Origin of the sequence: Bifidobacterium anseris, assembly GCF_002860345.1 — a bacterium.
Taxonomy (GTDB): Bacteria; Actinomycetota; Actinomycetes; order Actinomycetales; family Bifidobacteriaceae; genus Bifidobacterium; species Bifidobacterium anseris.
Genome location: NZ_NMYC01000005.1, coordinates 314,562 through 341,241 on the forward strand (window position 1 = coordinate 314,562; position 26,680 = coordinate 341,241).

The 26,680-nt window shown below is 64.4% G+C and carries 25 protein-coding genes and 1 other RNA gene; 19 read left to right on the forward strand and 7 right to left on the reverse strand.

Translation table 11 applies throughout. The annotated features are described in order from the left end of the window. Positions 1–2: 2 nt before the first annotated feature. The 13 genes from CGZ88_RS06460 (at position 3) to leuA (ending at position 12,908) form a co-directional block, all read left to right on the forward strand. Positions 3–1,079, forward strand: coding sequence for a TadA family conjugal transfer-associated ATPase (locus CGZ88_RS06460; protein ID WP_101671415.1), 1,077 nt, complete (start codon positions 3–5; stop codon positions 1,077–1,079). Further along, positions 1,015–1,758: a type II secretion system F family protein gene (locus tag CGZ88_RS06465; RefSeq protein WP_101671416.1), complete on the forward strand. Its 744-nt coding sequence runs from the start codon at positions 1,015–1,017 to the stop codon at positions 1,756–1,758. The genes CGZ88_RS06460 and CGZ88_RS06465 overlap by 65 nt, the downstream gene beginning before the upstream one ends. A 12-nt stretch (positions 1,759–1,770) precedes the next feature. After that, a complete protein-coding gene (locus tag CGZ88_RS06470; RefSeq protein ID WP_026644766.1) occupies positions 1,771–2,325 on the forward strand; it encodes a type II secretion system F family protein in 555 nt (184 codons plus the stop codon). A gap of 224 nt (positions 2,326–2,549) precedes the next feature. Continuing rightward, on the forward strand, positions 2,550–2,786 hold the full coding sequence (locus CGZ88_RS06475; RefSeq protein ID WP_231371414.1) for a DUF4244 domain-containing protein: 237 nt from the start codon (positions 2,550–2,552) through the stop codon (positions 2,784–2,786). 10 nt (positions 2,787–2,796) lie between these two features. After that, on the forward strand, positions 2,797–3,153 hold the full coding sequence (locus CGZ88_RS06480) for a TadE/TadG family type IV pilus assembly protein (protein ID WP_051198465.1): 357 nt from the start codon (positions 2,797–2,799) through the stop codon (positions 3,151–3,153). A 149-nt stretch (positions 3,154–3,302) separates the two neighbouring features. Next, a complete protein-coding gene (locus CGZ88_RS06485; protein WP_165778726.1) occupies positions 3,303–3,734 on the forward strand; it encodes an Rv3654c family TadE-like protein in 432 nt (143 codons plus the stop codon). A 173-nt stretch (positions 3,735–3,907) separates the two neighbouring features. Further along, positions 3,908–6,484: a DNA polymerase III subunit gamma/tau gene (gene dnaX / locus CGZ88_RS06490; protein ID WP_101671418.1), complete on the forward strand. Its 2,577-nt coding sequence runs from the start codon at positions 3,908–3,910 to the stop codon at positions 6,482–6,484. A 23-nt stretch (positions 6,485–6,507) separates the two neighbouring features. Then, on the forward strand, positions 6,508–7,110 hold the full coding sequence (gene recR / locus CGZ88_RS06495; protein ID WP_026644761.1) for a recombination mediator RecR: 603 nt from the start codon (positions 6,508–6,510) through the stop codon (positions 7,108–7,110). 183 nt (positions 7,111–7,293) lie between these two features. After that, positions 7,294–8,055 carry an aspartate kinase gene (locus CGZ88_RS06500; RefSeq protein ID WP_026644760.1) on the forward strand — a complete coding sequence of 254 codons (762 nt, stop codon included), beginning with the start codon at positions 7,294–7,296 and terminating at the stop codon, positions 8,053–8,055. A gap of 60 nt (positions 8,056–8,115) precedes the next feature. Continuing rightward, complete coding sequence (locus CGZ88_RS06505; protein WP_026644759.1) at positions 8,116–8,682, forward strand: ACT domain-containing protein; 567 nt, start codon at positions 8,116–8,118, stop codon at positions 8,680–8,682. A 54-nt stretch (positions 8,683–8,736) separates the two neighbouring features. Then, a complete protein-coding gene (locus CGZ88_RS06510) occupies positions 8,737–9,807 on the forward strand; it encodes an aspartate-semialdehyde dehydrogenase (RefSeq protein WP_026644758.1) in 1,071 nt (356 codons plus the stop codon). Positions 9,808–10,132: 325 nt separating this feature from the next. Next, on the forward strand, positions 10,133–10,753 hold the full coding sequence (locus tag CGZ88_RS06515) for a DUF5701 family protein (protein WP_026644757.1): 621 nt from the start codon (positions 10,133–10,135) through the stop codon (positions 10,751–10,753). Positions 10,754–10,994: 241 nt separating this feature from the next. After that, a complete protein-coding gene (leuA, locus tag CGZ88_RS06520) occupies positions 10,995–12,908 on the forward strand; it encodes a 2-isopropylmalate synthase (protein WP_026644756.1) in 1,914 nt (637 codons plus the stop codon). A gap of 78 nt (positions 12,909–12,986) precedes the next feature. Here leuA and CGZ88_RS06525 read toward each other — a convergent pair whose 3' ends face one another. The 6 genes from CGZ88_RS06525 to CGZ88_RS08990 all read right to left on the reverse strand — a co-directional run bounded on the left by CGZ88_RS06525 (position 12,987) and on the right by CGZ88_RS08990 (position 16,355). Continuing rightward, positions 12,987–13,619: an ABC transporter ATP-binding protein gene (locus CGZ88_RS06525; protein ID WP_101671419.1), complete on the reverse strand. Its 633-nt coding sequence runs from the start codon at positions 13,617–13,619 to the stop codon at positions 12,987–12,989. Between the two features lie 27 nt (positions 13,620–13,646). Continuing rightward, a complete protein-coding gene (locus tag CGZ88_RS06530; RefSeq protein ID WP_051198463.1) occupies positions 13,647–14,297 on the reverse strand; it encodes a hypothetical protein in 651 nt (216 codons plus the stop codon). Between the two features lies 1 nt (position 14,298). After that, positions 14,299–14,568, reverse strand: coding sequence for a hypothetical protein (locus tag CGZ88_RS06535; protein WP_026644753.1), 270 nt, complete (start codon positions 14,566–14,568; stop codon positions 14,299–14,301). A gap of 431 nt (positions 14,569–14,999) precedes the next feature. Continuing rightward, positions 15,000–15,848: a hypothetical protein gene (locus CGZ88_RS06540; RefSeq protein ID WP_133120914.1), complete on the reverse strand. Its 849-nt coding sequence runs from the start codon at positions 15,846–15,848 to the stop codon at positions 15,000–15,002. A 92-nt stretch (positions 15,849–15,940) separates the two neighbouring features. Continuing rightward, positions 15,941–16,126 carry a hypothetical protein gene (locus CGZ88_RS06545; RefSeq protein ID WP_026644752.1) on the reverse strand — a complete coding sequence of 62 codons (186 nt, stop codon included), beginning with the start codon at positions 16,124–16,126 and terminating at the stop codon, positions 15,941–15,943. 52 nt (positions 16,127–16,178) lie between these two features. After that, the gene (locus CGZ88_RS08990; RefSeq protein ID WP_165778727.1) at positions 16,179–16,355 is read right to left on the reverse strand and encodes a hypothetical protein; all 177 of its coding nucleotides are present in this window, start codon (positions 16,353–16,355) and stop codon (positions 16,179–16,181) included. A gap of 262 nt (positions 16,356–16,617) precedes the next feature. Here CGZ88_RS08990 and CGZ88_RS06550 point away from each other — a divergent pair, with 262 nt between their 5' ends. After that, the gene (locus CGZ88_RS06550) at positions 16,618–17,283 is read left to right on the forward strand and encodes a helix-turn-helix transcriptional regulator (RefSeq protein WP_165778728.1); all 666 of its coding nucleotides are present in this window, start codon (positions 16,618–16,620) and stop codon (positions 17,281–17,283) included. A 58-nt stretch (positions 17,284–17,341) separates the two neighbouring features. Then, positions 17,342–18,457 carry a sensor histidine kinase gene (locus CGZ88_RS06555; protein ID WP_026644750.1) on the forward strand — a complete coding sequence of 372 codons (1,116 nt, stop codon included), beginning with the start codon at positions 17,342–17,344 and terminating at the stop codon, positions 18,455–18,457. A gap of 163 nt (positions 18,458–18,620) precedes the next feature. Here the strand turns inward: CGZ88_RS06555 and CGZ88_RS06560 are convergent, their stop codons facing one another. After that, a complete protein-coding gene (locus CGZ88_RS06560; RefSeq protein WP_101671422.1) occupies positions 18,621–20,933 on the reverse strand; it encodes a transglycosylase domain-containing protein in 2,313 nt (770 codons plus the stop codon). A gap of 201 nt (positions 20,934–21,134) precedes the next feature. Here CGZ88_RS06560 and CGZ88_RS06565 point away from each other — a divergent pair, with 201 nt between their 5' ends. The 4 genes from CGZ88_RS06565 (at position 21,135) to topA (ending at position 26,678) form a co-directional block, all read left to right on the forward strand. Continuing rightward, on the forward strand, positions 21,135–22,277 hold the full coding sequence (locus CGZ88_RS06565; protein WP_024541652.1) for an inositol-3-phosphate synthase: 1,143 nt from the start codon (positions 21,135–21,137) through the stop codon (positions 22,275–22,277). 151 nt (positions 22,278–22,428) lie between these two features. After that, positions 22,429–22,525: signal recognition particle sRNA small type (gene ffs / locus CGZ88_RS06570), an RNA gene on the forward strand. Positions 22,526–22,578: 53 nt separating this feature from the next. Further along, positions 22,579–23,676 (forward strand): phosphatase PAP2 family protein, encoded by a 1,098-nt coding sequence (locus CGZ88_RS06575; RefSeq protein WP_026644749.1) that lies wholly within the window; start codon positions 22,579–22,581, stop codon positions 23,674–23,676. A 107-nt stretch (positions 23,677–23,783) separates the two neighbouring features. Continuing rightward, entirely contained in the window at positions 23,784–26,678 is a 2,895-nt protein-coding gene (gene topA / locus CGZ88_RS06580) for a type I DNA topoisomerase (protein WP_026644748.1), read from the forward strand. The last annotated feature ends 2 nt before the right edge of the window (positions 26,679–26,680 follow it).

The window sequence follows — 26,680 nt, forward strand, 5'->3', positions numbered from 1 at the left end:
TGATGAACATCGCTGCGTGCACGACGCTCGAACTCGGCCCGCTTGCCGCGCTCGGCGGCGACAGACGCGTCACCGACATCGTCGTGACCTGCGACGGCGCCGTCTGGTTCGACGCCGGCCGCGGCATGCAGCTGGCGCACACGGCGATTCCGCTCGACGATCCGGCGGTGCTGCGCGACCTGGCCGTGCGATTGTGCGCGCAGCTGGGTGTACGGCTCGACGAGACGCAGCCAATCGCTGACGCGGCCGCCGACGACGGCACGCGTGTGCATGCCGTCATCGCGCCGATCGTGCCGCAGGGCGCGTCGATCTCCATCCGTTTCCCCGACCGCGCGCGTCCCGATCTGGAATCGCTCGCCGCGGCCGGCATGTTCCCAGCCCAATGGACGCCGATGCTGCGCATGCTCGTGCGCGCCAAGGCGAACATGCTCGTCTCGGGCGCGACCGGCACCGGCAAGACGACGTTGCTCAAGGCGCTGCTCGCCAGCTGCGAGCCGAACGAGCGGATCGTGACGGTGGAGGAGGTGCGCGAACTCGCCGCGGTGCCACATCCGCACGTCGTGTCGCTCATCGCGCGCGACGCGAACGTCGAAGGCGCCGGACAAGTCGGATTGCCTGATCTCGTCAAGGCGACGCTGCGCATGCGTCCCGACCGGATCGTCGTCGGCGAAGTGCGCGGCGAGGAGGTGGTCGACCTGCTCAGGGCGCTCAATTCGGGGCATCGCGGCTCGCTGAGCACGATCCACGCCGATGGCGTCGAACATGTGCCGTCGCGGCTCATCGCGCTTGGCATGCTCGCCGGCGTGGCACCGGACGCGCTTGAACGGCTCGCCGACGGTGCCTTCGATGTGCTCATCCATCTGGAACGCGTCGGCGGCAGGCGCCGCATCGCGCAGATCGGCATGCTCGACTGCTGCGACGGCAGATTGTGCGGTCGGCGCATCGTCGCGCGTGACGGATCGGGCGCGACGGTGACCGGTCCGGCTTGGTCCGATTTTCTAAGGAGGTGGTGCGATGCCGTGGGCGATGCTGGCGGCGGTGGGCGTGTTCCTCGCCGTGTTGCTTCACGAGGGTGTTGACGCGCGTCTCGGCTCTCTCGCGCCGCATGCGCATCGTGCGACGGATGACAGTGGGCGCGGCGGCGTGCTTGGCGCCGCTGTGCGTGGCGAGGGACGTGATTCTGGACGTCGTGTCGGCATCGGCGCGCAACTGGCGGGGCTCGCCGCAATGCTGCGTGCGGGGCGTGACGTGTACGCGGCCTTCGGCCGATGCTTTGGCGCGCAGGCGCATGCCAACGATCCGCAATCCGCGCGAGCCGTGACGATGACCGATTGCAACGGCGACATCGACGTCGGACTGCTCGCCGGCGCGCTGCGCGCGAGCGCGCTGCCGGGGGAGACGGCGGCGGAGATCCGGCATGCCTCGCATGGCCTGCGCGCCGCCTGCCGTCTCGGCCTGCGTCTGGGCTGCCCGACGGCGCGCTGCGTCGAGGCGGTGCGTGCCGCGCATGTGCGCATCCATATGCGCGAGGAGCTCAGGCGCAACGCCTTCGCTGTGCCGCAGTCGACGGTGAAGATGCTGCTCGGGCTGCCGGCCGTCACCGTTGTCCTCGGCGAGGTGCTCGGTGCCAACCCGATCGGTGTCCTCTTCGGCTCCTGGCAGGGCATGTGCTGTCTGGGACTCGGTGTCGTCTGCTATGCGCTCGGCGCCGTGTGGATGCATCGACTCATGCGACGGACGGGGGTGGATGATGACTGACGGGAGCAGGATATGGGTGACGGATGGGCCTGGTGCGCGGCCGTCTGCGCGGGATTCGCGGTGTTCGCGGCGCTCGCCGAACCATGTGTTGGTGTCCGGCTGCGCGCACTGCCCGGCCGTGTGTGCGAGGACTGGGTGCCGAGTGCGCCGCTCGTGCTGCAGCTGTTGGGCGCCGCGTTGGAAAGCGGCGCGTCGATTCCGCATGCGCTGCGTGCGGTCGGCACATGTTGTGCTGGCTCATGCGCCGAAGCGTTCGCCGCCGTCTGTGACGAACTGTCGGCCGGCGCGTCCTGGGACGACGCATGGACCTGTGCCGCCGACGATCCGCAGATCGCCGACGTCGCCGCGACGGTGTGCGCGACGCTGCGCGAGTCGTGGAACGAAGGCGTCGCCGCCGGCGATCGGATTGACGCGACGATGGAGCAGCTCGAGACGACGGAGCGTATGGAGATCGAACGGGCCGCCTCACGGCTTTCGGTGCGGCTATTGCTGCCGATGGGGCTGTGCTTCCTGCCCGCGTTCCTGTGCATCGCCGTCATCCCGACGATCATCTCCTTCGCGCAATGAGTTGATTGCGCGATGAATCGATTGCGCGATGAGTTGATCGACGCGTTTCATGTGAAACACATCAGTCACGTGAAACACGCGACCGCCCATCGACGCGGCGATCAACGAACAACCAAAATCAACAAACACGACAACCACAACCTACAACAATCAAACACAAGCGAACAAAGGAGTTGGCAATGCAGAACATGATCTCACTCGATGACGGCATCGGCATCGACACGATGGACACCGGCCGGCCGTTGCACGATATCGGCCAGCGCATGACGCGCGCCGCCGTCATGCTCGACTCGAGGATGCGCACGCTGACCGCGCAGCCGGAGGAGGGCGCCGCGACCGCCGAATACGCGGTCGTGCTCGTCGCGGCCACCGGCTTCGCGGCGGTGCTCGTTGCGCTGCTCAAGTCGGACGTGATCAAGACGCTGCTGACGAACATCGTCAAGAAGGCGCTGAGCGTCTGAGAGGTGCGGCATGCGACGTCTGTGGAAACGACTGCGCGCGTGGATGTGTGGCGATGACGACGGCGCGGCGACGGCGGAGTTCGCCGTTGTGCTGCCCGTCGTCGTTGTCACGGCCGCACTGCTGCTGTATCTCGCGCGTGCGAGCGTCACGCAGATCTCGTGTCAGGATGCGGCGGCCGACGTCGCGCGCGCCACGCTCGTCAGCGACGACGGTGTGGCCGCGCCGGCCGGCGTGCAGGTGGCGGTCGCCGACGGCGGCGACCGCATCACCGTCACGACGACCTGCCGTGTGCTCGCCGATCCGCTCGGCGTATTGCCGGCGACCGTGCACGGCCGCGCCGTCGTTGTCAAGCAGGATATGTCGTGAACAACGGTGTGAAACGGGATCCGCGAGTGCGCGCAACGCGCGACTGCGGCGTGCGGTGGAAGAACGACGGTCGCCGATGACGACAGTGATCGGTGATGGCAACGATGACGGTCAACGGTGACAACGATGGGATGGGAACGATGACGAGGATGGGTACACGCGCTCTGGCGTGCAGCGCGGGGTTCGTCGCGCGGATGAAGCGCGGTATTGCGCGGTTGCGGCGTGAGAATGTGCGGCGTGAGGATGAGGGTTCGGCGACGGTCGTCGGCGTCGCGCTCGTCGTGGCGGCCGCCGTGCTCGTCAGCGCGTTGGCCTGCGCCGGCGACATCGTGCTGCGGCAGTCGCAGGCGCGCACGGCGGCGGATATGGCAGCGCTTGGCGCCGCCGCCGCGCTGTGGCGAGGCGATGGCACGCCGTGCGCGGTGGCGGCGTGGCTGAGCAACGCGAACGCCGGGAATCTGCAGCGCTGTGAGGTGGTTGGCGACGATGTCAGCGTCAGCGTGCATGTGCCGACCGACGTGCCCTTCGTCGACCATGTGACGGCGGATGCCCGTGCCGGGCCTCGTCCGTGTCGCAACTGATGGCCCAGATGGGTCCCGCAGGTCGGGTGGAACCGGAGAGTCGGGAAAGTCCGGCGAGTCCGGCGCAGGCATGCGTCGCGGCGGGGTCGCAGGCGGCCGGCTCGGGTGAGCAGGCTGTACCTTAGAAGAGCAGTGAACAGCGAGGCAATCGCGATCGAGAAACGGGAAGCAACATGGCATTAGCGCTTTATCGCCGGTATAGGCCGGACACGTTCGAAGGCGTCATCGGGCAGGATCAGGTGACGCTGCCGCTCATGCGCGCGCTCGACGAACACAAGCTCACGCACGCGTACCTGTTCTCGGGGCCGCGCGGATGCGGCAAGACAAGCTCGGCGCGCATCCTCGCCCGCTGCGTGAACTGCGTCGAGGGGCCGACCTCCCATCCCTGCGGGGTATGCGACAGCTGCCGTGATCTCGCGACCGGCGGCCCGGGGTCGATCGACGTCGTGGAGATTGACGCGGCGAGCCACAACGGCGTCGACGACGCGCGCGAACTGCGCGAGCGCGCCGGCTTCGCGCCCGCGCGCGACCGCTACAAGATCTTCATTCTCGACGAGGCGCACATGGTGACGCCGCAGGGATTCAATGCGCTGCTCAAGATCGTCGAGGAACCGCCGGAGCATGTCATGTTCATCTTCGCGACGACCGAGCCGGAGAAGGTCATTGGCACGATCCGCTCGCGCACCCACCATTATCCGTTCCGCCTCGTGCCGCCGGAGACGATGGGGCCGTACCTCGAGAAGATCTGCGAAGAGGAGCACATCGAGACCGAACCTGGCGTGCTGAGGCTCGCGATGCGCGCTGGCGGCGGTTCGGTGCGCGACACGCTGTCCGTGCTTGATCAGCTGATGGTCGGCGCCGTCGACGGCGACATCACTTATGATTCCGCCGTCGCGCTGCTCGGTTTCACACCGGATGTGCTCATCGGCGCCGCGATCGACGCCGTCATCGATCACGATGGCGCGAAACTGTACGACGTCATCCAGAAGGTCATCGTCGGCGGCTACGACGCACGCCGATTTGTCGAGGATCTGCTTGCGCGCATCCGCGATCTGCTCGTGCTCACGCTCGGCGGCGAACGTGCCGAACGTGTGCTCAGCGACGACGCGGCCGCCGAGGATCTCGACGATCTGCATCGGCAGGCGACGGCGCTCGGTTTGGCGACGCTGACGGCGATGGCCGAGGAGACCGACGAGGCGTTGACGCATATGGCGGGGGCGACGTCGCCGCGCATGCGTCTCGAGCTGCTCGCCGCGCGCCTGCTCGCAGGCCGCGAGACCGGATACGCCGCGCTCGGCGGCAATGAGGCGCCTGTGGCCGCCGCGGCCGATCCGACGAAGCCGGCGACCGGCGGCGGATTCATCGGATCCGACAGCGGTAGCAGCGCGCAGTTCGCGCATGCACAGTCGACGCCGCAGCATGCGGCGACGGTCGGGCAGCCGGGCGCGCAGGCGATGCAGTCTGCGCCATCGATGCAGAGTGCGCAATCGACGCAGGGTACCCAATCGACACAGGCAGCACAGCCGATGCACGGTGCGCAGCCCGCGCAGCCTGCGCCGAATGCGCGCGAACAGGCGCATCAGTCGAAGGAACAGCATGCGATGGATGCGGCGACGGCGGCGATGCACGCTGCCTCCCAGGCGCAGCGGCTCGCCGAGGCCGGATCGCAGCCGGCGCCGCTGAACGGCACACCCGACGAGCTGTGGGATGGCCTCGTGGCGTCACTGCCGGCCGATGTGCGCGCCTATGTGGACCGCACAAAGGTGCCGCGCATCAAATTCGCTCCCGACAGGCGCACCGGCGGCCGCAAACTGATGATCAAGTTCGGCACGCCGATGGACAAGTACGCGTTCGCGCTCGCCGTGAGCAAGGAAAGCGTCGACGGCAGGACCGAGGTCACCGACATCCTGCGCGCCGAAGTGCACCGCGTCTTCGGCCCCGACGTGCGACTCGCGCCGACGCCGACGATGGAGGACGGCCAGACGGCTCCGCCGTTCAAGCATCTGCCCGCCGACCAGCAGCAGCGCATCAAGGCGCAACTGGCGAAGGAGAACCTGCAGGCGACGCTCAAGGCGCAGCTCGGTCGCACGCCGGGCGCGCAGGATGCCGCGCAGCCGTCCTCCAGCGACGACGTGCAGGCTGCCGACGACGCCGTTCATCGAGGCGTGCCCGCAGCGCATCCGGCCGATTACGATCCTTGGGCGAGCCCCGCGCCAGCCGGTGCGCCGTTCGCGGCGCCGAGTTCAGCACCGACTCCGTCCGTCCCGCCCGCCACCGCTCAGCCGACGATGTCGGCCGGGACGCAAGAGCCGCCGCAGCCGCAGGACGCCGGCGCGCATGCGCCGTTGACGACTCCGTCGCCGAACGGGGCGGCCGCGTCGATGACCGAGGCGGGCATCGACCCGTGGGCCTATCGTGACGACGAGCCGGCGCATATCGATTTCAGCCGCGTATCGTCGATCGAACAGCAGGCGGCGCAGGCACACCACGAGCAGACGACTGCGCCGGCCGATCCGTGGGGACAGCTCGACGACGCCGCACCGGCCGCCGCAGCCACGGACGCGCAGAGCACGCAGTCCGCGCAGCCGCAGGTCGACCCGGAGGAGGACGAATACTCAATCGACGACGAATCGCTCGCCTCATCCCAGACGATGAGCCTCGACGAAGTCAAGGAATTATTCGATGTGAAGTCTGTTGAAGAATTCGCGGCGGATGACCCGAGGAACCCGCGCAATCAGCAGGAGCGCTGAACGGCACGCCGAGGAAGGAAAGCATGGCATTGGCATACGACGGCGCGATCCAGCGCCTCATCGACGCGTTTGCGAGTCTGCCCGGCATCGGGCCGAAAGGCGCGCAGCGCATCGCGTTCTACGTGCTCGGCGCGCCGGACGACGAAGCGCAGCGGCTCGTCGAATCAATCACCGAAGTCAAGCAGAAGGTGCGGTTCTGCGACGTGTGCGGCAACGTCTGCGAGACGAGCCCGTGCGCGATCTGCGCCGACCCGCGCCGCGACCGCAGCACGATCTGCGTCGTCGAGGAGCCGAAGGACGTCATGAGCATCGAACGCACGCGGGAATACCGCGGGCTCTACCATGTGCTCGGCGGCGCGATCAATCCGATGGCCAACGTCGGCCCGAACGACCTCAACATCGCGCAGCTGCTCAACCGGCTGCAGACCGACGAAGTCAAGGAGATCATCGTCGCGCTCAACCCGAACATCGAAGGCGAGGCGACGACGACGTACCTGAGCCGTCTGCTCATGCCGCTCGACGTGAAGGTGACGCGTCTGGCGAGCGGACTGCCCGTTGGCGGCGACCTCGAATACGCCGACGAAATCACGCTGTCGCGCGCCCTCGAAGGACGCCGCGAGGTCTGAACGCCCCACGCCACGCACATGGCCTCCCGCAAGCGCCAACCCGGGCGTTTCGTATTCTGGGAAGGCGCCTCGGCGTCGTGCGGGCGCGTTCATATAATAATCGAGCTTCCTGCGTACACTGGGCACAGTCGCGGGTCCCAATGCGTACAACAAGACAGACAACACAGAGAAGATTGGATAGTTGTGGCTCTTATCGTGCAGAAATACGGTGGTTCGTCCGTCGCCGACGCCGACTCGATCAAGCGTGTGGCACGACGCATCATCGAAACGAAGAACGCCGGCAACGATGTGGCGGTCGTCGTCTCCGCCATGGGCGACACGACCGATGACCTCATCGACCAGGCGTTGAGCATCGACTCCGATCCGCCGGCCCGCGAAATGGACATGCTGATGACCGCCGGCGAGCGCATCTCGATGAGCCTGCTCGCGATGGCGATTCACGCCGCCGGCTCCCACGCCTACTCGTTCACCGGCTCGCAGGCCGGATTCATGACCGACGCGCAGTTCGGCGCCGCGCATATCCGCGCAGTCAAGCCGGACCGTGTGCGCCGCGCGCTCGACCTCGGCAGCGTCGCGATCGTCGCCGGCTTCCAAGGACGCAACGAACGCGGCGATGCGACGACGCTCGGCCGCGGCGGCTCCGACACGTCCGCCGTCGCGCTCGCGGTGGCACTCGACGCCGACATCTGCGAGATCTACACCGACGTGGACGGCATCTTCACCGCCGACCCGCGCATCGTGCCGACCGCGCGCCGCATTCCGTCGATCGGCTACGACGAGATCCTCGAGATGTCCTCATGCGGCTCGAAGGTGCTCGCGCTGCGCTGCGTCGAATACGCGCAGCGTTTCAAGATGCCGCTGCATGTGCGCAGCTCGTTCTCCCACCGTTCCGGAACGCTCGTCGTTCCCGACGGCGTCGATCCGAGCACGCTGCCGAACGTCTGATTTCGGCGACCGACTTCCGACCAACCCAACCACGCAACACCCACGGAGAGCAAAAGAACCATGAATGAGCACGAAGACAAGTCGATGGGCGATCTGTTTCCCGACCTCGGCCAGGAGACGCCGATCATCTCCGGCGTCGCGCATGACAGCAGCGAATCGCTGGCGACCGTCCGCGGCGTCACCGACGAACCGGGCATGGCCGCCCGCGTGTTCGAACGTCTTGCCGAAATCGGCGTGAACGTCGACATGATCGTGCAGGCCGGCGCTTCGACCGGCACCGCCGACATCTCGTTCACCGTGCCGGGCAAGGATGCGCAGCGCGTGCGCGAGGTGCTGATCCAGGAGCAGGACAACCTCGGCTACAACTCCTTCGACCTCAACCCGAACGTGGGCAAGGTGGCCGTCGTCGGCGTCGGCATGAAGACGCACTCCGGCCTCGCCGCGCGCTTCTTCAAGGCGCTCAGCGAAAAGGGCATCAACGTGCTGATGATCTCGACCTCCGAGATCCGCATCGCCGCGCTCGTTCCGCTCGACCAGCTCAACGAGGCCGTCAAGGCGCTGCACACGGCGTACGGGCTGGACGCGCAGAAGGTGGAAGCCGTCGTCTACGGCGGCACCGGACGCTGACGGCGAGACAAATACAAACCCAACGGCAGAACTGCACAACTAAGGAGCCGGCAAATGGTACAAATCAACGAACGTGGCGTCAACGTGGCCGTTCTGGGCGCGACCGGACAGGTCGGCATGGTCATGCGCCGTGTGCTCGACGAACGTGACTTCCCGGTCAAGGACCTGCGTTTCCTCGCATCCGCGCATTCGGCGGGACAGGTGCTCAACTGGCGCGGCCACGACATCACGGTGGAGGATGTGGCAACCGCCGATCTGAGCGGCATCGACATCGCGATCTTCTCCGCGGGTGGCGGCACGTCGAAGGTGTGGGCACCGAAGTTCGCCGAAGCCGGCGCCTACGTCATCGACAACTCATCGCAGTGGCGTATGCATGACGATGTCCCGCTCGTCGTTGCCGAAGTCAACCCGGATGATCTTGACGAAATCCCCTCCGGCATCGTCGCCAACCCGAACTGCACGACGATGGCGATCATGCCGGTGCTCAAGCCGCTGTCCGACGCCTTTGGCCTCAAGCGACTCATCGTCAGCTCCTATCAGGCCGTCTCCGGTGCGGGCCGCGCCGGCGTCGAACAGCTGATGAACGAGGCGAAGGCCGCTGTCGAGCAGGGCGCTGACAAGCTCGTCTTCGGCGGCGACGCGATCGATTTCCCGGAGCCGACGAAGGTCGCGCGCACGATCGCGTTCAACGAGGTTCCGTTCATCGGCGACATCGTCGATGACGGCTCGGAGGAGACCGACGAGGAGCAGAAGCTGCGCAACGAAAGCCGCAAGATCCTGCACCTGCCCGACCTTAAGGCGTCGTGCACCTGCGTGCGCGTCGGCGTCTTCACGTCGCACGGCATGAGCGTCAACGCTGAATTCGAGCAGGATGTCACGCCGGATCAGGCGCGCGAGGTGCTCGAGCAGGCGGACGCCGTTGAACTCGTCGACATCCCGACCGCGCAGCTCGCGGCAGGCAAGACGCCGAGCTTCGTCGGCCGCATCCGGCAGGACCAGGCCGTCGACGGCAACAAGGGACTCGCATTCTTCGTGACGAACGACAATCTGCGCAAGGGCGCGGCCCTCAACGCCGTCGAACTCGCCGAAATCGTCGCGAACAAGCATTTCGCCGATCAGCTCTGAGAGCAGCTGACGGACGGATAGGCCACAGCAGAGGCGCACGTCGTATGGCGTGCGCCTCTTTCGCGTTTTGTGTGAGCGGGGATGGTCGGCCGATGTTCGCAGACAGCTGCGACTGGTTCGGGTGCACTTCGCGGCGGGACCGTTCACTAAGGAGGGTGCCAGCGATTGGTTCGGGTGCAGAGTGCGGCGGCACCGTTCGCTAAGAGGTCCGTTTGCGATTGGTTCGGGTGCAGAGCGCAGCGGAACCGTTCGCTGCAGTCGGCGCCGCGGCCGCCGGCGCGACCTCGCGCCATGCGCGAACAGGCGGCGGGCTATGCTGGGAAGCATGTCAAAGGCATCGATCACCGCGCAGCAACAGTTGGACCGCATCGTCGCGCTGGGATATCCGGACGTCGCCGACATGAGCGACGCATCGTTCCGCGCGCTCGCGCAACCGCTCATCGCCGCGCTCGAGGACAGTAATCTAGGCGAGGACATCCTGCTCGTGCCGACGCGCGAGCTCGTCTCCCCGGAATCGCTGATCGCGCGCACGAGCATCAACCGCATGGCCGGATTCACGACGATGCCGCCGCGCGATATCGCGAGTTTCCTGCCGACTGATGGTTTTGAACCTCCCGAGGGGCCGTTCTACCTCGTCATCGAGCCGCATACCGGCACCTGCTACGTCAACCGCGAGCCCGACGTGGCGCGCAAGCTCATCGAATCGGACGAGCGTATCCCGTTGACGCTCGAGGAAGGGCTCGCGATTGCGACGCAACATCCGGAATGGCTGCTCGAGAAGAACGGCTTCAACCTGCTCGGCTCCCGCAGCGCGGACGGCCGCGTCCCGAGCATCTGGATGAGCCAGAACGCGCCGCGTCTGGGCGCCGTCTGGCCGAACTCACGGCACACCTGGCTCGGCAACGCCTACTGCATGGCGCGCCGCGGCGTCAACCTCATCAATTGATCCGGGCCGGATCGGCGAATCCGCCGATCACCCTCCTTCACCGCGCCGCCTATACCTGAAGAATGTAAACAAGCTGGGGAAAATGGCCGGATTGTGGACGTTTCTCCACGATTGCCTCGGTAGGCTTTATAGGGTAGGACGATATGCACGACCGTGCATAGCCACGATGTGAACACATCCGTGGACATATCGTGGAAACGACTGCACTCACAGTTTCAAAACACTCACAGAAGGAGGAGAGATGGGTCAGGATCATTCGTCCGTGTTTGATCTCGCCGCAGTGGCCGCGGCTTCCAACGGAGGGAACAACGACCCGCTGCTGCCTCCGGCACGTTTTATCGGCGCTCCGCAGAAGCCCAGCTCGATGCCGTACACGAAGTACGTCGCATACGACAAGCAGGTGCCGTTTGACTACCCGGAGCGCACGTGGCCGGGCAAGCGACTTACCCGTGCACCGCGCTGGTGCTCGGTCGATCTGCGTGACGGTAACCAGGCGCTCGTCAACCCGATGGACGCCGACCGCAAGCTGCGGTTCTGGAACATGCTCGTCGAGATGGGCTACAAGGAGATCGAAGTTGGCTTCCCGAGCGCTTCGGAAACCGATTACGACTTCATCCGCATGCTCATCGAGCGCGAACTCATTCCCGACGACGTGACGATCGTCGTGCTCACCCAGGCGCGCGAACACCTCATCCGCAAGACCTACGAATGCCTCAAGGGCGTCAAGCGTGCGATCGTGCACTTCTACAACTCCCTTTCGGTGCTGCAGCGCGAAGTCGTCTTCCGCAAGGAGAAGGACGCGATCAAGAAGCTCGCGACCGACGCGGCCGAGCTGTGCAAGGAACTCGAGGCGGATGCCGAAGGCGTCGATCTCTATTACGAGTATTCGCCGGAGTCCTTCACCGGCACCGAGCCCGAATACGCCGTCGAAGTGTGCAACGCCGTCATCGACGTCATCAAGCCGACTCCCGAGCATCCGATGATCATCAACCTGCCGGCGACCGTCGAGATGACGACGCCGAACGTCTTCGCCGACGAGGTCGAGTACGTCTCCAACCATCTGCAGGACCGCGACGCGATCGTGCTGTCGCTGCACCCGCACAACGACGAAGGCATGGGCGTTGCGGCGGCCGAGCTTGGCATCCTCGCCGGCGCGGACCGCATCGAAGGCTGTCTGCTCGGCAACGGCGAACGCACCGGCAACGTTGATCTCGTCACGCTCGGCCTCAACCTGCTCACGCAGGGCATTGACCCGCAGATCGACCTGTCCGACATCCCGCAGATTCGCCGCACCGTCGAATACTGCAACCAGATCAAGATCTCGGAACGTCACCCCTACGCCGGCAACTTCGTGTTCACGGCGTTCTCGGGTTCGCATCAGGACGCGATCAAGAAGGGTCTCGAAGCGCGCGAAGTGGCTGCCAACATGGTGGGCGCCGAGCTCGACAACTTCGTGTGGCTCGTGCCGTATCTGCCGATCGATCCGAAGGATATCGGCCGCTCCTATGAGGCGATCATCCGCGTCAACTCGCAGTCCGGCAAGGGCGGCATGGCGTACCTGCTCAAGGCGAACCACAACCTCGATCTGCCGAAGAAACTGCAGGTCGAGTTCGAGCGCGTCGTGCAGCAGCATGCGGATGCGACGAAGAAGGAAGTCAAGGACGAGGATATCTGGCATCTGTTCAAAGACGAGTATCTTCCCGTCGAGGAGGCCGGGACAACTGAGGCCGGCGCCGTCGTCGGCGATCAGCAGGACGCGTCGCTCGAACAGTGGGGCCGTCTCAAGCTGCTCAAGGTGAGCCTGTCCTCGGGCGAGGATGGCTCGGATACGGCGCTCAACGCGACCGTGCTCGACCGCGGCCTCAACGTCGGCGTCGACCCGGAGGAGGTCCGCGAGATCTCCGGCACCGGCAACGGCCCGATCGATGCGTTCCTCGACGCCGTCAAGGTGCTCGGCGTCGACGCGACCGTGCTCGACTACGCCGAGCATACGCTGTCGGTCGGTACCGACGCGCGCGCCGCCTCCTACGTCGAGTGCGAGATTGCGCTTGAGGATGGTGAGACGAACGTCGTCTGGGGCGTCGGCATCGATTCGTCGATCGTGACGAGCTCGCTCAAGGCAATCATCTCCGCCGTCAACCGTTCGGCGCGCTGAACGCTGTGATATGCAAAAGGCGGCCGCTGGGCTTTGCGCTCGGCGGCCGCCTTTCGTGCACTATTCGTGCAATGGACGTCATCCTTCGGTGAGCATGCCGTCGGCCATATGGTAGAAGTGGTCGGCGATCTGCTGCAGTTCGTCGCCGTGATGGCTTGCGATGACGACGGTGTTGCCCTTATCCCGCTGCCGTGTCATCTCCTCGAGGAACATCTGGACTGAATGTTCATCCAGGCCGTTGGTGGGTTCGTCGAGCAGGATGAGGCGCTGATGTTCCATCAACGCCTGCACGATGGCCAATTTCTGGCGCATGCCCAAGGAATACGACTTCACCTTCTCCCGCTCGTGACCCCTGAGACCGAATAGTGTGAGCAGCCTGTCCGTCTCCGTGGTGTCGAAATCGTGATTGATGCCGGCGAGATACTGCAGATTGTCCATCGCCGTCTCATAGGGGAGGAATCCCGGTTCCTCGATGATGATGCCGACTGGCTCGGGCAGTCTGCGGTTGAACTCCACCGGCTGTCCGTTGATGAGCACCTGCCCGGCGGTGGGGTGGATGAAACCGCAGATTGCGCGCAGCAGCATCGTCTTGCCCGACCCGTTGGGCCCGACGATGCCGTAGACGGCGCCATGCTCGAACTGCGCGCTGACGTCGCGCAGAATCGGCTTGTGCTTGATGGTTTTGGAGAGATGATTGATTGCGACATGCATGAGGATGCTCCTTTCGAGACGGATATATCAGCGTATTTCCAATCTGCTGAACAGCAGCAGGACGGTGCCTGCGAAGACCGTGGCCAGCAATGCGGATAGTGGCAACCCGTGGGTGGGTTGTGCGAACCATGCAAGTACGGGGGAGACGGCGGCGACAACCGCATACAGTGTGATGGCTGCCAGATATCCGTAGGCGGCGGCTTCGGCGAGACGGCCGGCGTCGATGATGAGGATCAGCGTCAGCGATGTCAGCATCGCGCATATGGCACCAGGAACCAGCGTGGCTGTCTCTGTCGGCTGTATGGCGATCGCCACAGCGAGTTCTATGCCGCACAGCATCGCGCAATAAAAGACGAGCATGGCCAGATAGGCGACGAAATGACCAACGGTGCGTGGGCGGCGCACATATACCAGATAATCCGGTGACGCAAGGAAATCCAGAGGGCCGCTCAATGGTAGTGCGACGGCTGTCGCCATGAACGCGATGGGCAGTAGATTCGTCAGCAGCGCAGGCGCACTCGGATCGTCGGATGGGCGTACCATGCCAATGAACATGGCGTGATCATGCGGCGATATGTAATACGCGTAGGTCACGATGGCGAGCAGCGTCAGTAACAGCAAGCGCATGCCAAGGCGTGCGCGGGACGCTGTGCGCAATTGGCCGAATGCAACGTGCATGTCATGTCTCCAATCGATCGCGATGCTCGAAGACCGTGACAATCGTCAGGATCATGACGATGCAGTAGCCGATGAACGGCAGCAGTTGCTGAACGAGGATGACGTTCCAATCGAAACTGAGCGGATACCAGAAGAAGCATACGTACCTTTGGACGTCGCCGCCGAGCGGCAGCAACATCCATTCGGCCAGCGCGAAGAACGCAATGAGCATGGCGGTCCCATAGGCCCAAGGGAGGCTGCAGACGGCGAGCAGCATATTCAGCAGCGCCAATGATATGTTCCATCATGGATGTGAGAACAATGGCGGTGAGCAGCAATGTGATGTCATCTGCCCGTGGTGGCCCTACTCGAGCAGATACAACGATGGCGAATAACACTACGCCGCCGACGGCGGCTGCCAGAGAGATGAGTATGATACGGCACAGATTCGCGGTCAGTTGTGTGCGGGGATCATGGCGGACAAGCACGAAGGCGCTATACTCCACTCGGAACAGGCATGCCAATGTGAGCGATGCGGGCAGTACGAATTGCGCTGCGCCTACGCGAAGAAATCCGATCGTGTCGCGCCCAAAGCCGTATAGCGTGCATGTCAGGTAATTCATGAGGCTTCCTATGACGCAGCCACAGCAAATCACGATGCTGATGATGAGCGCAACGGGGGATACGGGAGGACGACGCATGCGTAATTGGCGACGAAGTCGATCAGGAGACATCTTGCCGTCCTTTGATGAGAAGCGGTATGGAAGTCGCCAGTAGCAGCAGGATGATGGATAGGGCGATTCCCACGTAATTTTGCGCACGCAGTTCGTCCACCGTGGCTGGGGAGAAATTCAGGAATATGATATGCGTCCATTGATCGCGGCCGCCTTTCCCGCTGGTCGTGAACAGCCACCACAGCAGACTCAGCGTAAATGGCACAAGCAATTCCATATGACGACGCCGGATGAACAACGAGCTGGAGATGGCCAACGTGGCGAACAGTCCGGAAATCACGAAGACAAGCAGGCAGATGACGGCGACACATAGCCATTGGCTACGCTCGTACAGCGGATACGCCCATGACTTCGATGAAACGAGTACATAGCGGTTGAGATACAAACCTGTTTCATCCCATTCGGTGCCTTCAATGAAGTTCATATGAGGATTGATGATGCCCATGATGAGCATGTTGAGTGCCAACGGCATCAGACCGCCGATGCCGCCGAGCAGAAAACCTGCGCAGAGGGACGAACGTAAGAATATTGGGCGGTCGCATCGGCTGATGACGAAAGGTGCGCGTTTCCAGTATCGTTCTTCGGCGACGAGGCTGCCGCCGAGCAAGGCCGCCAAAAACGGCATCAGGAATAGGTAGAGGCCGGCGCCGCTGCCGAACTGGCTGAACAGCATGACGTCCGCGAGGAAGGTGGGTTCGTGATCATACAGCACAAAACTGGCTCGGTGAGTCGTCCACCATTGCACGGCGATCATGCCGGCTGACAGCACGATAATGATTGCCATGCGCCCGCTCAATAGATTACTGCGCAGTTGGCGGCGAATGATGGATCCGTTCATGGGGCCTCCGGAGTTGGCTATCATGCGTGGTGATGCGTGGTGGTGAAGGACGCGCAGTCCTTCACCACCACGCACCATTGCGAGTGGGATTATCAGTTGCTGTCAGGGGCCCAGAGTCCTGCGGCTTCCGTACCGGCGACGTTCTGCGTGTTCTGCAGACGCATATGCACTTGCTTGCGGCCGAAAATCTGATAGGTCTGATTGGTGACGTATCCGACAGATCCCGAGGTCAGCGTTACGGTACCGGAGCGCACGTCCTCATTGGAATAGCCGAGCATCCATGCGCGGATGGTTCGGTTGCCGGAAACGCTTGCTGCCGAGATGTATCCGTCAGAAGTGTTCTGCTTCTGACGATTTGGAGGTATCTGAGGTGTTCCAGTTGGTGAGGTAGGCGCTCCAACCGGTCTTGGCGGTATTGCCCGCAAGGGCGGGGGAGGCAAAACAGAAAGCGGATGCGGCGATGGCCAGCAACGCGATCGCTTTGCGACTTAGGTGTTTGCTTGTCATGGCAACTCCTTTACATCGTTTTCTTCTTCGTCGAATAATCGATGAATGGACATACTCCAGCGTATTGGGGTGGGAGCGTGGCGCCAAAGCCATGTAAAGAAAACACTACATGGCTGCGTTGTGGGCATTCTGCGGCGACGATGAAGGATCGTGAGCTACAATGCCCGTACGCGGTACGCGTGGATGGATGCGCCGCGTTGGCTCGGCAATGATTGCCGGAGAGCCAGAGAGAAGGAGCGACGTCTCAGATGGGGAGGGACATATGGCGATACCGGTGCTTGCCGTCATCGACAACGATGCATGGGCATTACAAACCATCACGCAGTGGCTGAAGGCGCAGCCGCGGCAATGTACATTGGCGTGGGCCACCACATCCTGTGCGCAGGCGGTGCACGGCTGCCTGTACGCGAAACCGGATGTGGATGTGCTGCTCGTAGATATGGCGCTTGGCGCGATGAGCGGTCCGAACCTGTGCAAGACGATCCGTATGCACTCGCCTCGTCCGGCGGTGCTTGGCATGACCGCTTTTGATCCGGAACTGTTCCGTGACGATCTGGCCGCGGCAGGTGCGCAAGGCATCATGGACAAGCAGTCCATCATCCCCGGTCTGACGTCGTGGCTTGCAACCCTCGCCGAAGGCGGCAGCATCCAGCCTGAGAGCTTCCATGATGCGCGCACGGCCCATCGAATCCTGTGCGCATCCCCGCAGACGCCGGCGGCCAAAGACATCAGAGACAACGAACTCAGCACACGTGAGCGGGAGGTGCTCGCGTTGTATGCGCAAGGCAAGACGACGGACGAAGTGGCCGGTGTCATGGCCGTCTCCCGTAACACCGTCTACACCTTCGTCGACCGTGCCTCCGGGAAGCTGGGCGTGCGCAATCGTGCCGAAGCCATCGAGAAAGCCCGATGGTATGGCCTGCTGTGACCTTCGTCCTTCCAGTTTCGTCAGTGCCGTGCGCGAGCGCGCCCACCATATGCCCTCCATGCTGCTGCGCGGCGTCGCAATCCTGTGGACGGTGATGCTCGTATTGGACGCATGCCGGTTCGTCGGGGAGGGTCGATGGATCTCCTGCTGTCTCGCCGGCGTCGAAATCGCCTGCCTGTGGCTGCTGGCGAACCGTCCGCTCGCAGGCGTCGCGCCGGTCGCCATCCTGTGGTGCGTGTTCCTCGTCAGCCCGATTCCGGTGCCGCCCGCCTTCGGCTATGTGGGATTGACGGCCGTAGGGGTGCTGGGATACCTTGGCATGCCGCTTGCCGTCGTCTTCACGTTTGTGTTCGTGGCGGCGGATTACGTGTCGCATCTGCTGATGGCCGATTTCGTCCCGCCGTTGGCGATCATGCCGATGCTGACGTTGTGCGCCAACATGCTGCTCGCCGGCGTCATCGGCTGCATCGTGCGCATCGTGCGCAGGAACATGCGCGAACGCGACCGTTGGCGCATGCAACAGCAGCATATGGCTGTCGCGGCGAGGCTGCACGACGAGGCGTGCAACGATCTCGTCTATGCGTTGCTGACGCTGCGCCATTCACAAGTCGAAACGGCGAACGCGAACGATGATGAGGAATACGAACGCCTCGCGCAGGTGTCTGCCGCTGTTGAAGACGCGCTCGCCTCGGTGCGCTCGGGCATCCTTTTGCTGCATGCGTCCGGCGACGGCGATGAGCTCCGCGCGGAGCGTCGTCGTACGCTGCCGGTGCATACGGCGATCGAGCGGCAGCATAGCCGTGTGCGCGAGCTCGGTTTTGACGGATTGACGTCGGTCGGCGACGGTGCCCGTTTCGTCACGTCCGGCACTGACCGCATCGCCGCGCTCGACGGACTGATTCATGAATTGTTCGGCAATCTGGTCAAATACGCCGACGCCGCACATCCGTTCGTCTGTTCCGTTGATGTGCAGGGGGACACGCTGTATCTGTCATGGTGCAATACGCGCGCCGCACAGCCGAACGTGACGGCGTCCTCAGGCTCGGGCATCGCCGGTTGCCGGCGACTGTTCGAACAATGCGGTGGCGCGCTCGCGGCTGGGGCGGGCGACGGCGCGTTGTGGTGCGTCGAGGCGTCGATGCCGCTGCACGACGCCCCGACGATGTCTGATTGAGCCGATGTCTGATTGAGTCGAATCGCTGTCCCGTCATCGATTCCATATACATACAACGAGCGGGCGCCCTTTCGAAGCACATGCGAAAGGACGCCCGCTCGGCCTGCCTGCCTGCCGTCCGGCACAGTCATGTCAACTGCGCCGGACGCGGCCCGACTTTCCGCTATTGCCCGGATTGCTGCTGCGGCTCAGTGGTCGGCTGCGTGTCCGGTTGCGTCGGCTGTGCCGGCGGCGTCGGTTCGGTGGTCGGCTGTGCCGGTTGCGTTGGCTCAGGCGTCGGCTGTGCCGGCTGCTGCGGCTCGCTCGTCGGCTTGTCGTTCGCTGTCTGTGACGGCGATGCGTTCTGCGTCGGCGACGCGCTCTGCGACGCCGACTCGCTGGGCGATTCGCTCGGCGTGACCGTGTTCTGTCCCTGATTCGTCGACGGCGCGCGAGATCCGCCCAGACCCCAGTCGCCGTCCGGGCCGCCGATCTTGCCGTTGTCGACGGCGGTCGGGAACTGCTCGACCGGCATGTCGGCGACGGCCGTCGACATGAACTCGGAGAACAGATGCGCCGGATAGCCGGTCGACGAGACGCCGTAGCCGGCGAAGGACGGTACGACGAGGTTCTCGCCGTTCTCGCCCGGATTCCAGATCGCCCACACGTTCATCAGCTGCGGCGTATAACCGACGAAGCTCGCCGCTGTCTCGTCGTTTGCGGTGCCAGATTTGCCGGCGACCGGACGGCCAAGCTGCGAGGAGACGCCAGCGGCGGTGCCGTAGGTCGTCGTGCCGAGCATCGCGTGCTGCGTGAGCGCGCAGACGTTCTCATCGAAGACCTTCTTCGGCTCCGGATTCGCCTTGTACATGTCCTTGTCGGCCTTCGTGACGCGGTCGACGAGATGCAGCGTGTTCTTCGTGCCGTTGTTCGCAATCGTCGAGTGTCCCTGTGCGAGATCCCAGACGGTGAGCGAGTTGATGCCGAGGATGTTGTAGAGCGTGTCCTCCTGGATGTCGCCGGTGATGCCGGCGTCATGCGCGATCTGCGCGTAGCGTTTCGGCGTCAGATGCTCGTTGACGTTCATGAACACGGTGTTCACCGAGTTCGCCGTCGCCTGATTGAGGTTGATCGTGCCCCAGCTGATGCCGAGCGCGTTCGGCACTTCGGCGAAGGTGCCCGGCGTCGTCTCGAAGCGTTCCGGCGAGTTGCCGTTGAACAGCGTCGAGAAGCTCACGTCGTCCTGCGCGGCGCCGATGAGGCCGAAGGGCTTCATCGTCGATCCCGGCTGGAACGTCGACTGCGTCGCGTTGTTGAGCTGCTGCTTGAGATAGTCCTGTCCCGCGTACATCGCGCGCACCGATCCGCTGCTCTGGTCGACGGCGATGCCGCCGATCTGCAACGTCTCGGGCATGCCTTCGGGCCGCTCGTCGCCGACCTGCTGGATGCGATCCTGCATTGTCTTGTCGAGCGTCGTGATGACCTTGTATCCACCGGTCTCCAGCTCGTCTTTCGTGAAGGCCTTGTTGTTCGTCAGCTCGGTCTCGACCGTCGACAGGATGTAGCCGGTCGGGCCCGCGTAGTCGTTGCTGGGTACGTATTCCTTGACTTCGGGGAACTTTGCGTCCGCCGCCTGCTGCGCGGTTAGGTAGCCGTCGTCCTTCATGATGCCGACGACGCGGTCGAAGCGCTTTTCCGCCTGCTTCGGGTTGACGGCCGGATCCCATGTGCTCGGCGCCGGGATGATGCCGGCGATCATCGCGGCCTCGGAAGGCGTCAGATCCTTCGCGTCCTTGCCGAAGTACGCTTGGGCGGCGGCCTGGATGCCGTAGGCGCCGCGACCCAGATAGATCGTGTTCATGTAGTTGCACAGCACTTCGGACTTGTCCTGCGAGTTCGCGATCTTCATCGCGAGGATCGCCTCGCGGATCTTGCCTGAGTAGGACGTCGTTTCACCCAGATAATAGCGTTCCGCGTACTGCTGCGTGATCGTCGAGCCGCCCTGACGGGTGCCTTTCGTCAGGTTGTTGTACAGCGCGCGCGCCATGCCGGTGATGTCGATGCCCTTGTTTGTCCAGAACGAACGGTCCTCGGATGCGACGATCGCGTTGCCGACGTAGTCGGGGAGCGTTGCGCAGTTGACGATCTCACGGTTCTGTTCGGAGAACGAGCCGATCGGCGTCGTGCCGTCGTTGTAGTAGACGGTCGTCTTCTCGGCGAGTGCGATCTTCTCCGGCTGCGGGATGTCCGTCGTCGCGTACAGATAGGCGAACAGTGCGATGCCGAGGACGATGATGCCGCCGATGACGCCGAGCAGGATCTTCCACCACAGTCCTTTGTGCTTGCGCTTCGGGTCCTTCTTGTTCTTCGGCGCGCGATGGTTCCTGCGCGCGCCGGCGGGGCCCGTCGATGTCTTTCTTGCGTTCGCGGAGCCGTGCGACGTCCTGTGTGCGTCGCCCGACGCGCCCGAACGTACGGTACGTGTCTGTGAAGCCATGCAGTCCACGGTAATCGGCGTACCTGAAAAACGGCCGACGCTTCGCCGAGGGGCGCATCGGCGACGGCCGACTACGCCGGCGTAGGTTTTCCTGCACACACGGTAACGTTAGTGTCTTGAAGTTCCTTTGGCAGGCCGCCGCGGGCAATGCGCGGTATGCTGAAAGGCGAACAACGCACGCAACTAGAGGAGTCATTTTTCATGAGCATTCGCGTGGCTATCGCCGGTGTGGGCAATTGCGCCTCGTCACTGGTGCAGGGTGTCGAGTATTACAAGGACACCAAGGATGAGGACAAGATCCCGGGACTGATGCACAACAACTTCGGCGGCTACCGTGTGCGCGACATCGAGTTCGTCACCGCGTTCGACGTCGACGCCGACAAGGTCGGCAAGGACCTGTCCGAGGCGATCTTCTCGTCGCAGAACAACACGATCAAGTTCTCTGATGTCCCGAATCTGGGCGTCGAGGTGCTGCGCGGACCGACTCTTGACGGTCTCGGCGAGTACTACCGCGAGATGATCGAGGAGTCGGATAAGGAACCGGTCGATGTGGCTCAGGTGCTGCGCGACAACAAGGTCGACGTCCTCGTTTCCTATCTGCCGGTCGGCTCCGAAGAGGCCGACAAGGCGTATGCGCAGGCCGCGATGGATGCCGGCTGCGCGTTCGTCAACTGCCTGCCGGTGTTTATCGCCTCCGACCCAGAGTGGGCGCAGAAGTTCCGTGATGCGGGCGTCCCGATCATCGGCGACGACATCAAGAGCCAGGTCGGCGCGACGATCACGCACCGTGTGCTCGCGCGTCTGTTCGAGGACCGCGGCGTGCATCTCGACCGCACCTATCAGCTCAACGTCGGCGGCAACATGGACTTCATGAACATGCTGCAGCGTTCGCGCCTCGAATCGAAGAAGATTTCGAAGACGCGCGCCGTCACGTCGATCGTCCCCCACGAGATGGATCCGTACAACGTCCACATCGGTCCGTCCGATTACGTCGCATGGCTCGACGATCGCAAGTTCGCGTTCGTCCGCCTCGAAGGCACGACCTTCGGCGACGTCCCGCTGAACCTCGAATACAAGCTCGAGGTGTGGGATTCGCCGAACTCGGCCGGCATCGTCATCGACGCCGTGCGCGCCGCGAAGATCGCGCTCGACCGTGGCCTCGCCGGCCCGGTGCTCGCGCCGTCCTCCTACTTCATGAAGTCTCCGGCCGTGCAGCATGAGGACAACGAGGCGCGTCGCCTCGTTGAGGAGTTCATCGCCGGCAAGGTCGAGGCGAACGAGGCCGAGCTCGACGCCGACGTCGCCAAGGCGAAGGCCGACGGCAAGGACGTCTGGAAGGCCTGATCCCCTCCCTGTCCGCCCGGATTTTCGGCTGAAGGCCGCCCGCATCAGCATCGTGCGGGTGGCCTTCGTCATGCAACGGTGGCGACGGCGACATGCAACAGCGTCATACGATGGGCGCGTGTTGCAGGTGTCCGGCCATGGTGTACACTGATGAATGCCTCCGCGTGGCACTACGTCACCCAATCCCCCCAGGGCAGGAATGCAGCAAGGGTAAGTGGCCTCTGGTGGGTGCGCGGAGGTTTTTCTATACCCAGGCGGCTTTCTCCCCGCGTTTTTCCCCACGTGCGCTACAGTCGGTAGCATGACCGAGCACACACATGACACTTCGCCCGCGCTCCCGCAGGACGCTTCGGACAACGCGACGCAATGGTCGGCGCTGGAGAAGCCGGAACGCCCCGTGCCGCAGCCGCTCAGGCGCGACGATGATACGCGGCCCCATGAGGAGGACGTCCTCGCGCAGGACATGAAGGCCAAGCTTGCCAAGCTCGATCCGCTCACGTTGCGCCCGCGCACGTCGAGCGTCGTCCTCGCCGTCGTCTTCGGCGTCGTGTTCCTCGCGATCGCGGGCGCCGTCTACTGGCTCGGCGTACGCACCGTCGCCGGGCAGACCTTCGAGGACCTCGCGATCGTCAACTATGCGTCGACGATGCCGTCATGGCTCAGCTTCGGCCATCTGCAGTCGCCGATCATCATCGGTGTCGCGCTCGTCTTCGGCATCGCGGCCTTCGTCGTCGCCGCACTGCGCCGCCGCTGGTGGCTCGTCGGGCAACTCGCCGTCTACAGCGCCGTCTGCTTCGTCGCCGCGAAACTGCTCAAGCCGTATCTGCCAAGGCCGTTCCTCATCTATGTGGAATCGTCGGTCAACAATTCAGCGCCGTCAGGGCACACGATGCTCGCCGCGGCCGCCGGATTCGTGCTGCTGTGCGCGGCGCCGCACGCGTGGCGCGCCATATGTGCCGTGCTGTCGACGCTATGCACGATCGCCGTCGGCGTATCGGTCGTCTTCGATCAGTGGCACCGGCCGAGCGACGTGCTGATGGCGATCTTCGTCGCCGGCGGTCTGATGATGCTCACGTTGGCATGCACGCGCGCCTCCGGCATGGACCGTCCAGGCGACCGCGTCTCGTCGCCGTCGATCCAGCTCGTCGCGACCGCGCTGATCACGCTCGGCCTGTGCGCGATCGCCTACGGCGTCTATGTCATCTGGCAGGTGCAGCCGGGACTCGTCTCATCGGCCGGATGGGCGGCCTCCGGATCGTGCGCGGCAACGACGGCGCTCATCTGCGGATGCGCCGCACTCGTCAACGGCATGGTGCTGATGATGCGTCAGCTGACGGCGGCGCCGCTGACGAAGCTTGGACTCATCGGCGCGCCGCCCGCCCCGCCCAAAGCGAAATAAGCGTCGCCGCAACGGCGGCATGACGCCATGCGACGCGGTCGCCGCGGAGATGATTGAACATCCCGTGAGTAAGATGGCGTGCGAATGACCGTATGTAAGGAGAAATCATGACTGCAGGCAGCAAGCTCGTGATCGTCGAATCCCCGGCGAAGGCCAAAAAAATCGGAGGCTACCTCGGGGACGGCTACACCGTGCTCGCTTCGGTGGGGCACATCCGTGACCTCGCCCAGCCGAGTCAGGTTCCCGCCGACCAGAAGGCGCGCTTCGGCAAGTTCGGCGTCGACGTCGACGACGGCTTCAAGCCGTACTACATCGTCGGCCCCGAAAAGAAGAAGACCGTCGCCGAGCTGCGCGCCGCGCTCAAGGACGCCGACGAGCTCTTCCTCGCGACCGATGAGGATCGCGAAGGCGAGGCGATCGCATGGCACCTCGTGCAGACGCTCAAGCCGAAGGTGCCGGTCAAGCGCATGGTGTTCCACGAGATCACGCCCGAGGCAATCCGCGCATCGCTCGAACACACGCGCGAAGTCGACGGCCATATGGTCGACGCGCAGGAGACGCGCCGCGTGCTCGACCGTCTCTACGGTTACGAACTCTCGCCGGTGCTGTGGCGCAAGGTCGGCCCCGGACTGTCCGCGGGACGCGTGCAGTCGGTCGCCACGCGTCTCATCGTCGAACGCGAGCGCGAACGCATGGCCTTCGTGCGCGCGCCGTACTGGGACGTCATCGCGCAGCTGCAGGCGCCCGACGCGCTCGGCGCCGACGTCGCCTTCGACGCGCGCCTGACCGCCGTCGACGGCCATCGCGTCGCCGGATCGAAGGACTTCACGTCGCGCGGCGAACTCACCGAGGCCGCGCGCAAGGACGGCGTGCGCCCGCTCGCGCAGGCCGACGCCGATGCAATCGCCGCCGCGCTCGCGTTCGTGCCGTTCCTCGTCTCCGACGTCGAGAAGAAGCCGTACCGTCGTCGTCCGCAGCCGCCGTTCACGACGTCGACGATGCAGCAGGCAGCAGGCAATCGTCTCGGCATGTCGTCGAGGCAGACGATGCGCGCCGCGCAGACGCTGTACGAGAACGGCTACATCACCTATATGCGTACCGATTCAGTCACGCTCAGCCAGGAGGCGATCCGCGCCGCGCGCGAATCGGTCGCACGCGAGTTCGGCGAACAGTATCTGTCCGAAAGCCCCAAGCAGTACGCGACGAAGACGGCGGGCGCGCAGGAGGCGCACGAATGCATCCGTCCGGCCGGCTCGCGCTTCCGCGATCCGTCGGAGCTCGCCGGCACGCTGCCGCCGGACCAGCTCAAGCTGTACACGCTCATCTGGCAGCGCACGCTCGCCTCGCAGATGGCCGACGCGACCGGTTCGACGGCCACGGCGCGCTTCACCGCAGATGCCGGCGACCGCGGCGAGACGACGTTCCAGGCCTCGGGCACCGTCATCGAATTCCCCGGCTTCCTGCGCGTGCTCGGCGATCAGCGCAAGAGCGCGAAGGACGACGATGCGTCGCTGCCGCCGATGAACCCGGGCGACATGCTGCATGCGCGCGACGTGAAGGCTGACGGCCATGAGACGCAGCCGCCGGCGCGCTACACCGAAGCCTCGCTCGTCAAGACGCTCGAGGCGAAGGAGATTGGCCGTCCGTCCACCTACGCGAGCATCATCTCGACGATCATCGACAGGAAATACGTGTACGAGCGCGGCCGCGCGCTCATCCCGTCATGGCTCGCGTTCGCCGTGACGAAACTGCTCGAGACGAAGTTCCCCAAGTACGTCGACTATCAATTCACGGCGGACATGGAGAACGGCCTCGACGAGATCGCGCACGGCAGGGACACCGGCCGCGACTGGCTCACCGCCTTCTATTTCGGCACCGGCAAGGACGCGGCGAAGAACGCCGACGAAGTGCATGAGGGACTGCAGCAGCAGGTCGCGCAGCTCGGTGAGATCGATGCGCGCGCGATCAACACGATCGAGATCGGCGACGGCATCAACGTGCGCGTCGGCCGCTACGGCCCGTATCTCGAGGACACGAAGCACCTCGACGACAAAGGCAACCCGAAGCACGCGTCGATTCCGCAGACGCTTGCACCGGACGAGCTCACCGTAGCCGAGGCGCATAAGCTCATTGACGAGAACGCCGGCGGCCCGCGCGTGCTCGGCATCGACCCGGCGACCGGCGGCACCGTCGAAGTGCGCAACGGCCGTTTCGGCCCGTACATCGCGCTCGTCGAGGAAGGTTCCGACGCGCGTCCGAAGATGGCGTCGCTGTTCAAGACGATGACGCCGGAGACAATCACGCTCGACGACGCGCTGCGGCTGCTGAGCCTGCCGCGACTCGTCGCGTCCTATGACGAAACCGACGAGAAGAGCGGGGAGGTCGGCACGACGCGGATCCTCGCGAACAACGGCCGCTACGGCCCGTATCTGACGCGCGAACGCGCCGACGGCACAAGCGAGACGCGTTCGCTCGAGAATGAGGACGCGATCTTCACGGTGACCGAACAGCAGGCGCGCGACCTGTTCGCACAGCCGAAGTACGGCCGCGGCCGGCGCGCCGCGAAGCCGCCGCTGCGCGAACTCGGCAACGATCCGACGACGAACAAGCCGGTGACGATCAAGGAAGGCTTCTACGGCGCCTACATCACCGACGGCGAGACGAACCGTTCGCTGCCCAAGCAGTACGATCCGAAGACGATCTCGGCCGAGGACGCGTTCCGTCTGCTCGCCGAGAAGCGCGCGGCCGGCCCGACCAAGCGCCGCGGACGCAAGACATCGGCGAAACCGGCGAAGGCGAAGTCGGTGAGCGCCGCGCAGGCCGCCCGCGAGGAACGTCGCAAGAAGGTGCGCGAACTCGCCGACGAGGGCTGGCCGACGTCGCGCATCGCACGTGAGATCGGCTCGACGCCCGCCACCGTCAAATCGGATATCGAATATCTGAGCGAACATGACGGCTACGTGCGTCCGCCTGTCAAGTCGAAGCGCTCCACGGCGGCATGACG

Coding starts and splice junctions, on each gene's coding strand:
- CGZ88_RS06475 (WP_231371414.1), top strand. CDS start 2,550: ATGGACACCGGCCGGCCGTTGCACGATATCGGCCAGCGCATGACGCGC.
- topA (WP_026644748.1), top strand. CDS start 23,784: ATGACTGCAGGCAGCAAGCTCGTGATCGTCGAATCCCCGGCGAAGGCC.
- CGZ88_RS06505 (WP_026644759.1), top strand. CDS start 8,116: ATGAATGAGCACGAAGACAAGTCGATGGGCGATCTGTTTCCCGACCTC.
- CGZ88_RS06555 (WP_026644750.1), top strand. CDS start 17,342: ATGCTGCTGCGCGGCGTCGCAATCCTGTGGACGGTGATGCTCGTATTG.
- CGZ88_RS06575 (WP_026644749.1), top strand. CDS start 22,579: ATGACCGAGCACACACATGACACTTCGCCCGCGCTCCCGCAGGACGCT.
- CGZ88_RS06510 (WP_026644758.1), top strand. CDS start 8,737: ATGGTACAAATCAACGAACGTGGCGTCAACGTGGCCGTTCTGGGCGCG.
- CGZ88_RS06550 (WP_165778728.1), top strand. CDS start 16,618: ATGGCGATACCGGTGCTTGCCGTCATCGACAACGATGCATGGGCATTA.
- CGZ88_RS06540 (WP_133120914.1), bottom strand. CDS start 15,848: ATGAACGGATCCATCATTCGCCGCCAACTGCGCAGTAATCTATTGAGC.
- CGZ88_RS06515 (WP_026644757.1), top strand. CDS start 10,133: ATGTCAAAGGCATCGATCACCGCGCAGCAACAGTTGGACCGCATCGTC.
- CGZ88_RS06530 (WP_051198463.1), bottom strand. CDS start 14,297: ATGCACGTTGCATTCGGCCAATTGCGCACAGCGTCCCGCGCACGCCTT.
- leuA (WP_026644756.1), top strand. CDS start 10,995: ATGGGTCAGGATCATTCGTCCGTGTTTGATCTCGCCGCAGTGGCCGCG.
- CGZ88_RS06470 (WP_026644766.1), top strand. CDS start 1,771: ATGGGTGACGGATGGGCCTGGTGCGCGGCCGTCTGCGCGGGATTCGCG.
- dnaX (WP_101671418.1), top strand. CDS start 3,908: ATGGCATTAGCGCTTTATCGCCGGTATAGGCCGGACACGTTCGAAGGC.
- CGZ88_RS06565 (WP_024541652.1), top strand. CDS start 21,135: ATGAGCATTCGCGTGGCTATCGCCGGTGTGGGCAATTGCGCCTCGTCA.
- recR (WP_026644761.1), top strand. CDS start 6,508: ATGGCATTGGCATACGACGGCGCGATCCAGCGCCTCATCGACGCGTTT.
- CGZ88_RS06545 (WP_026644752.1), bottom strand. CDS start 16,126: ATGCTCGGCTATTCCAATGAGGACGTGCGCTCCGGTACCGTAACGCTG.
- CGZ88_RS06465 (WP_101671416.1), top strand. CDS start 1,015: ATGCCGTGGGCGATGCTGGCGGCGGTGGGCGTGTTCCTCGCCGTGTTG.
- CGZ88_RS06460 (WP_101671415.1), top strand. CDS start 3: ATGAACATCGCTGCGTGCACGACGCTCGAACTCGGCCCGCTTGCCGCG.
- CGZ88_RS06485 (WP_165778726.1), top strand. CDS start 3,303: ATGGGTACACGCGCTCTGGCGTGCAGCGCGGGGTTCGTCGCGCGGATG.
- CGZ88_RS08990 (WP_165778727.1), bottom strand. CDS start 16,355: ATGACAAGCAAACACCTAAGTCGCAAAGCGATCGCGTTGCTGGCCATC.
- CGZ88_RS06480 (WP_051198465.1), top strand. CDS start 2,797: ATGCGACGTCTGTGGAAACGACTGCGCGCGTGGATGTGTGGCGATGAC.
- CGZ88_RS06560 (WP_101671422.1), bottom strand. CDS start 20,933: ATGGCTTCACAGACACGTACCGTACGTTCGGGCGCGTCGGGCGACGCA.
- CGZ88_RS06525 (WP_101671419.1), bottom strand. CDS start 13,619: ATGCATGTCGCAATCAATCATCTCTCCAAAACCATCAAGCACAAGCCG.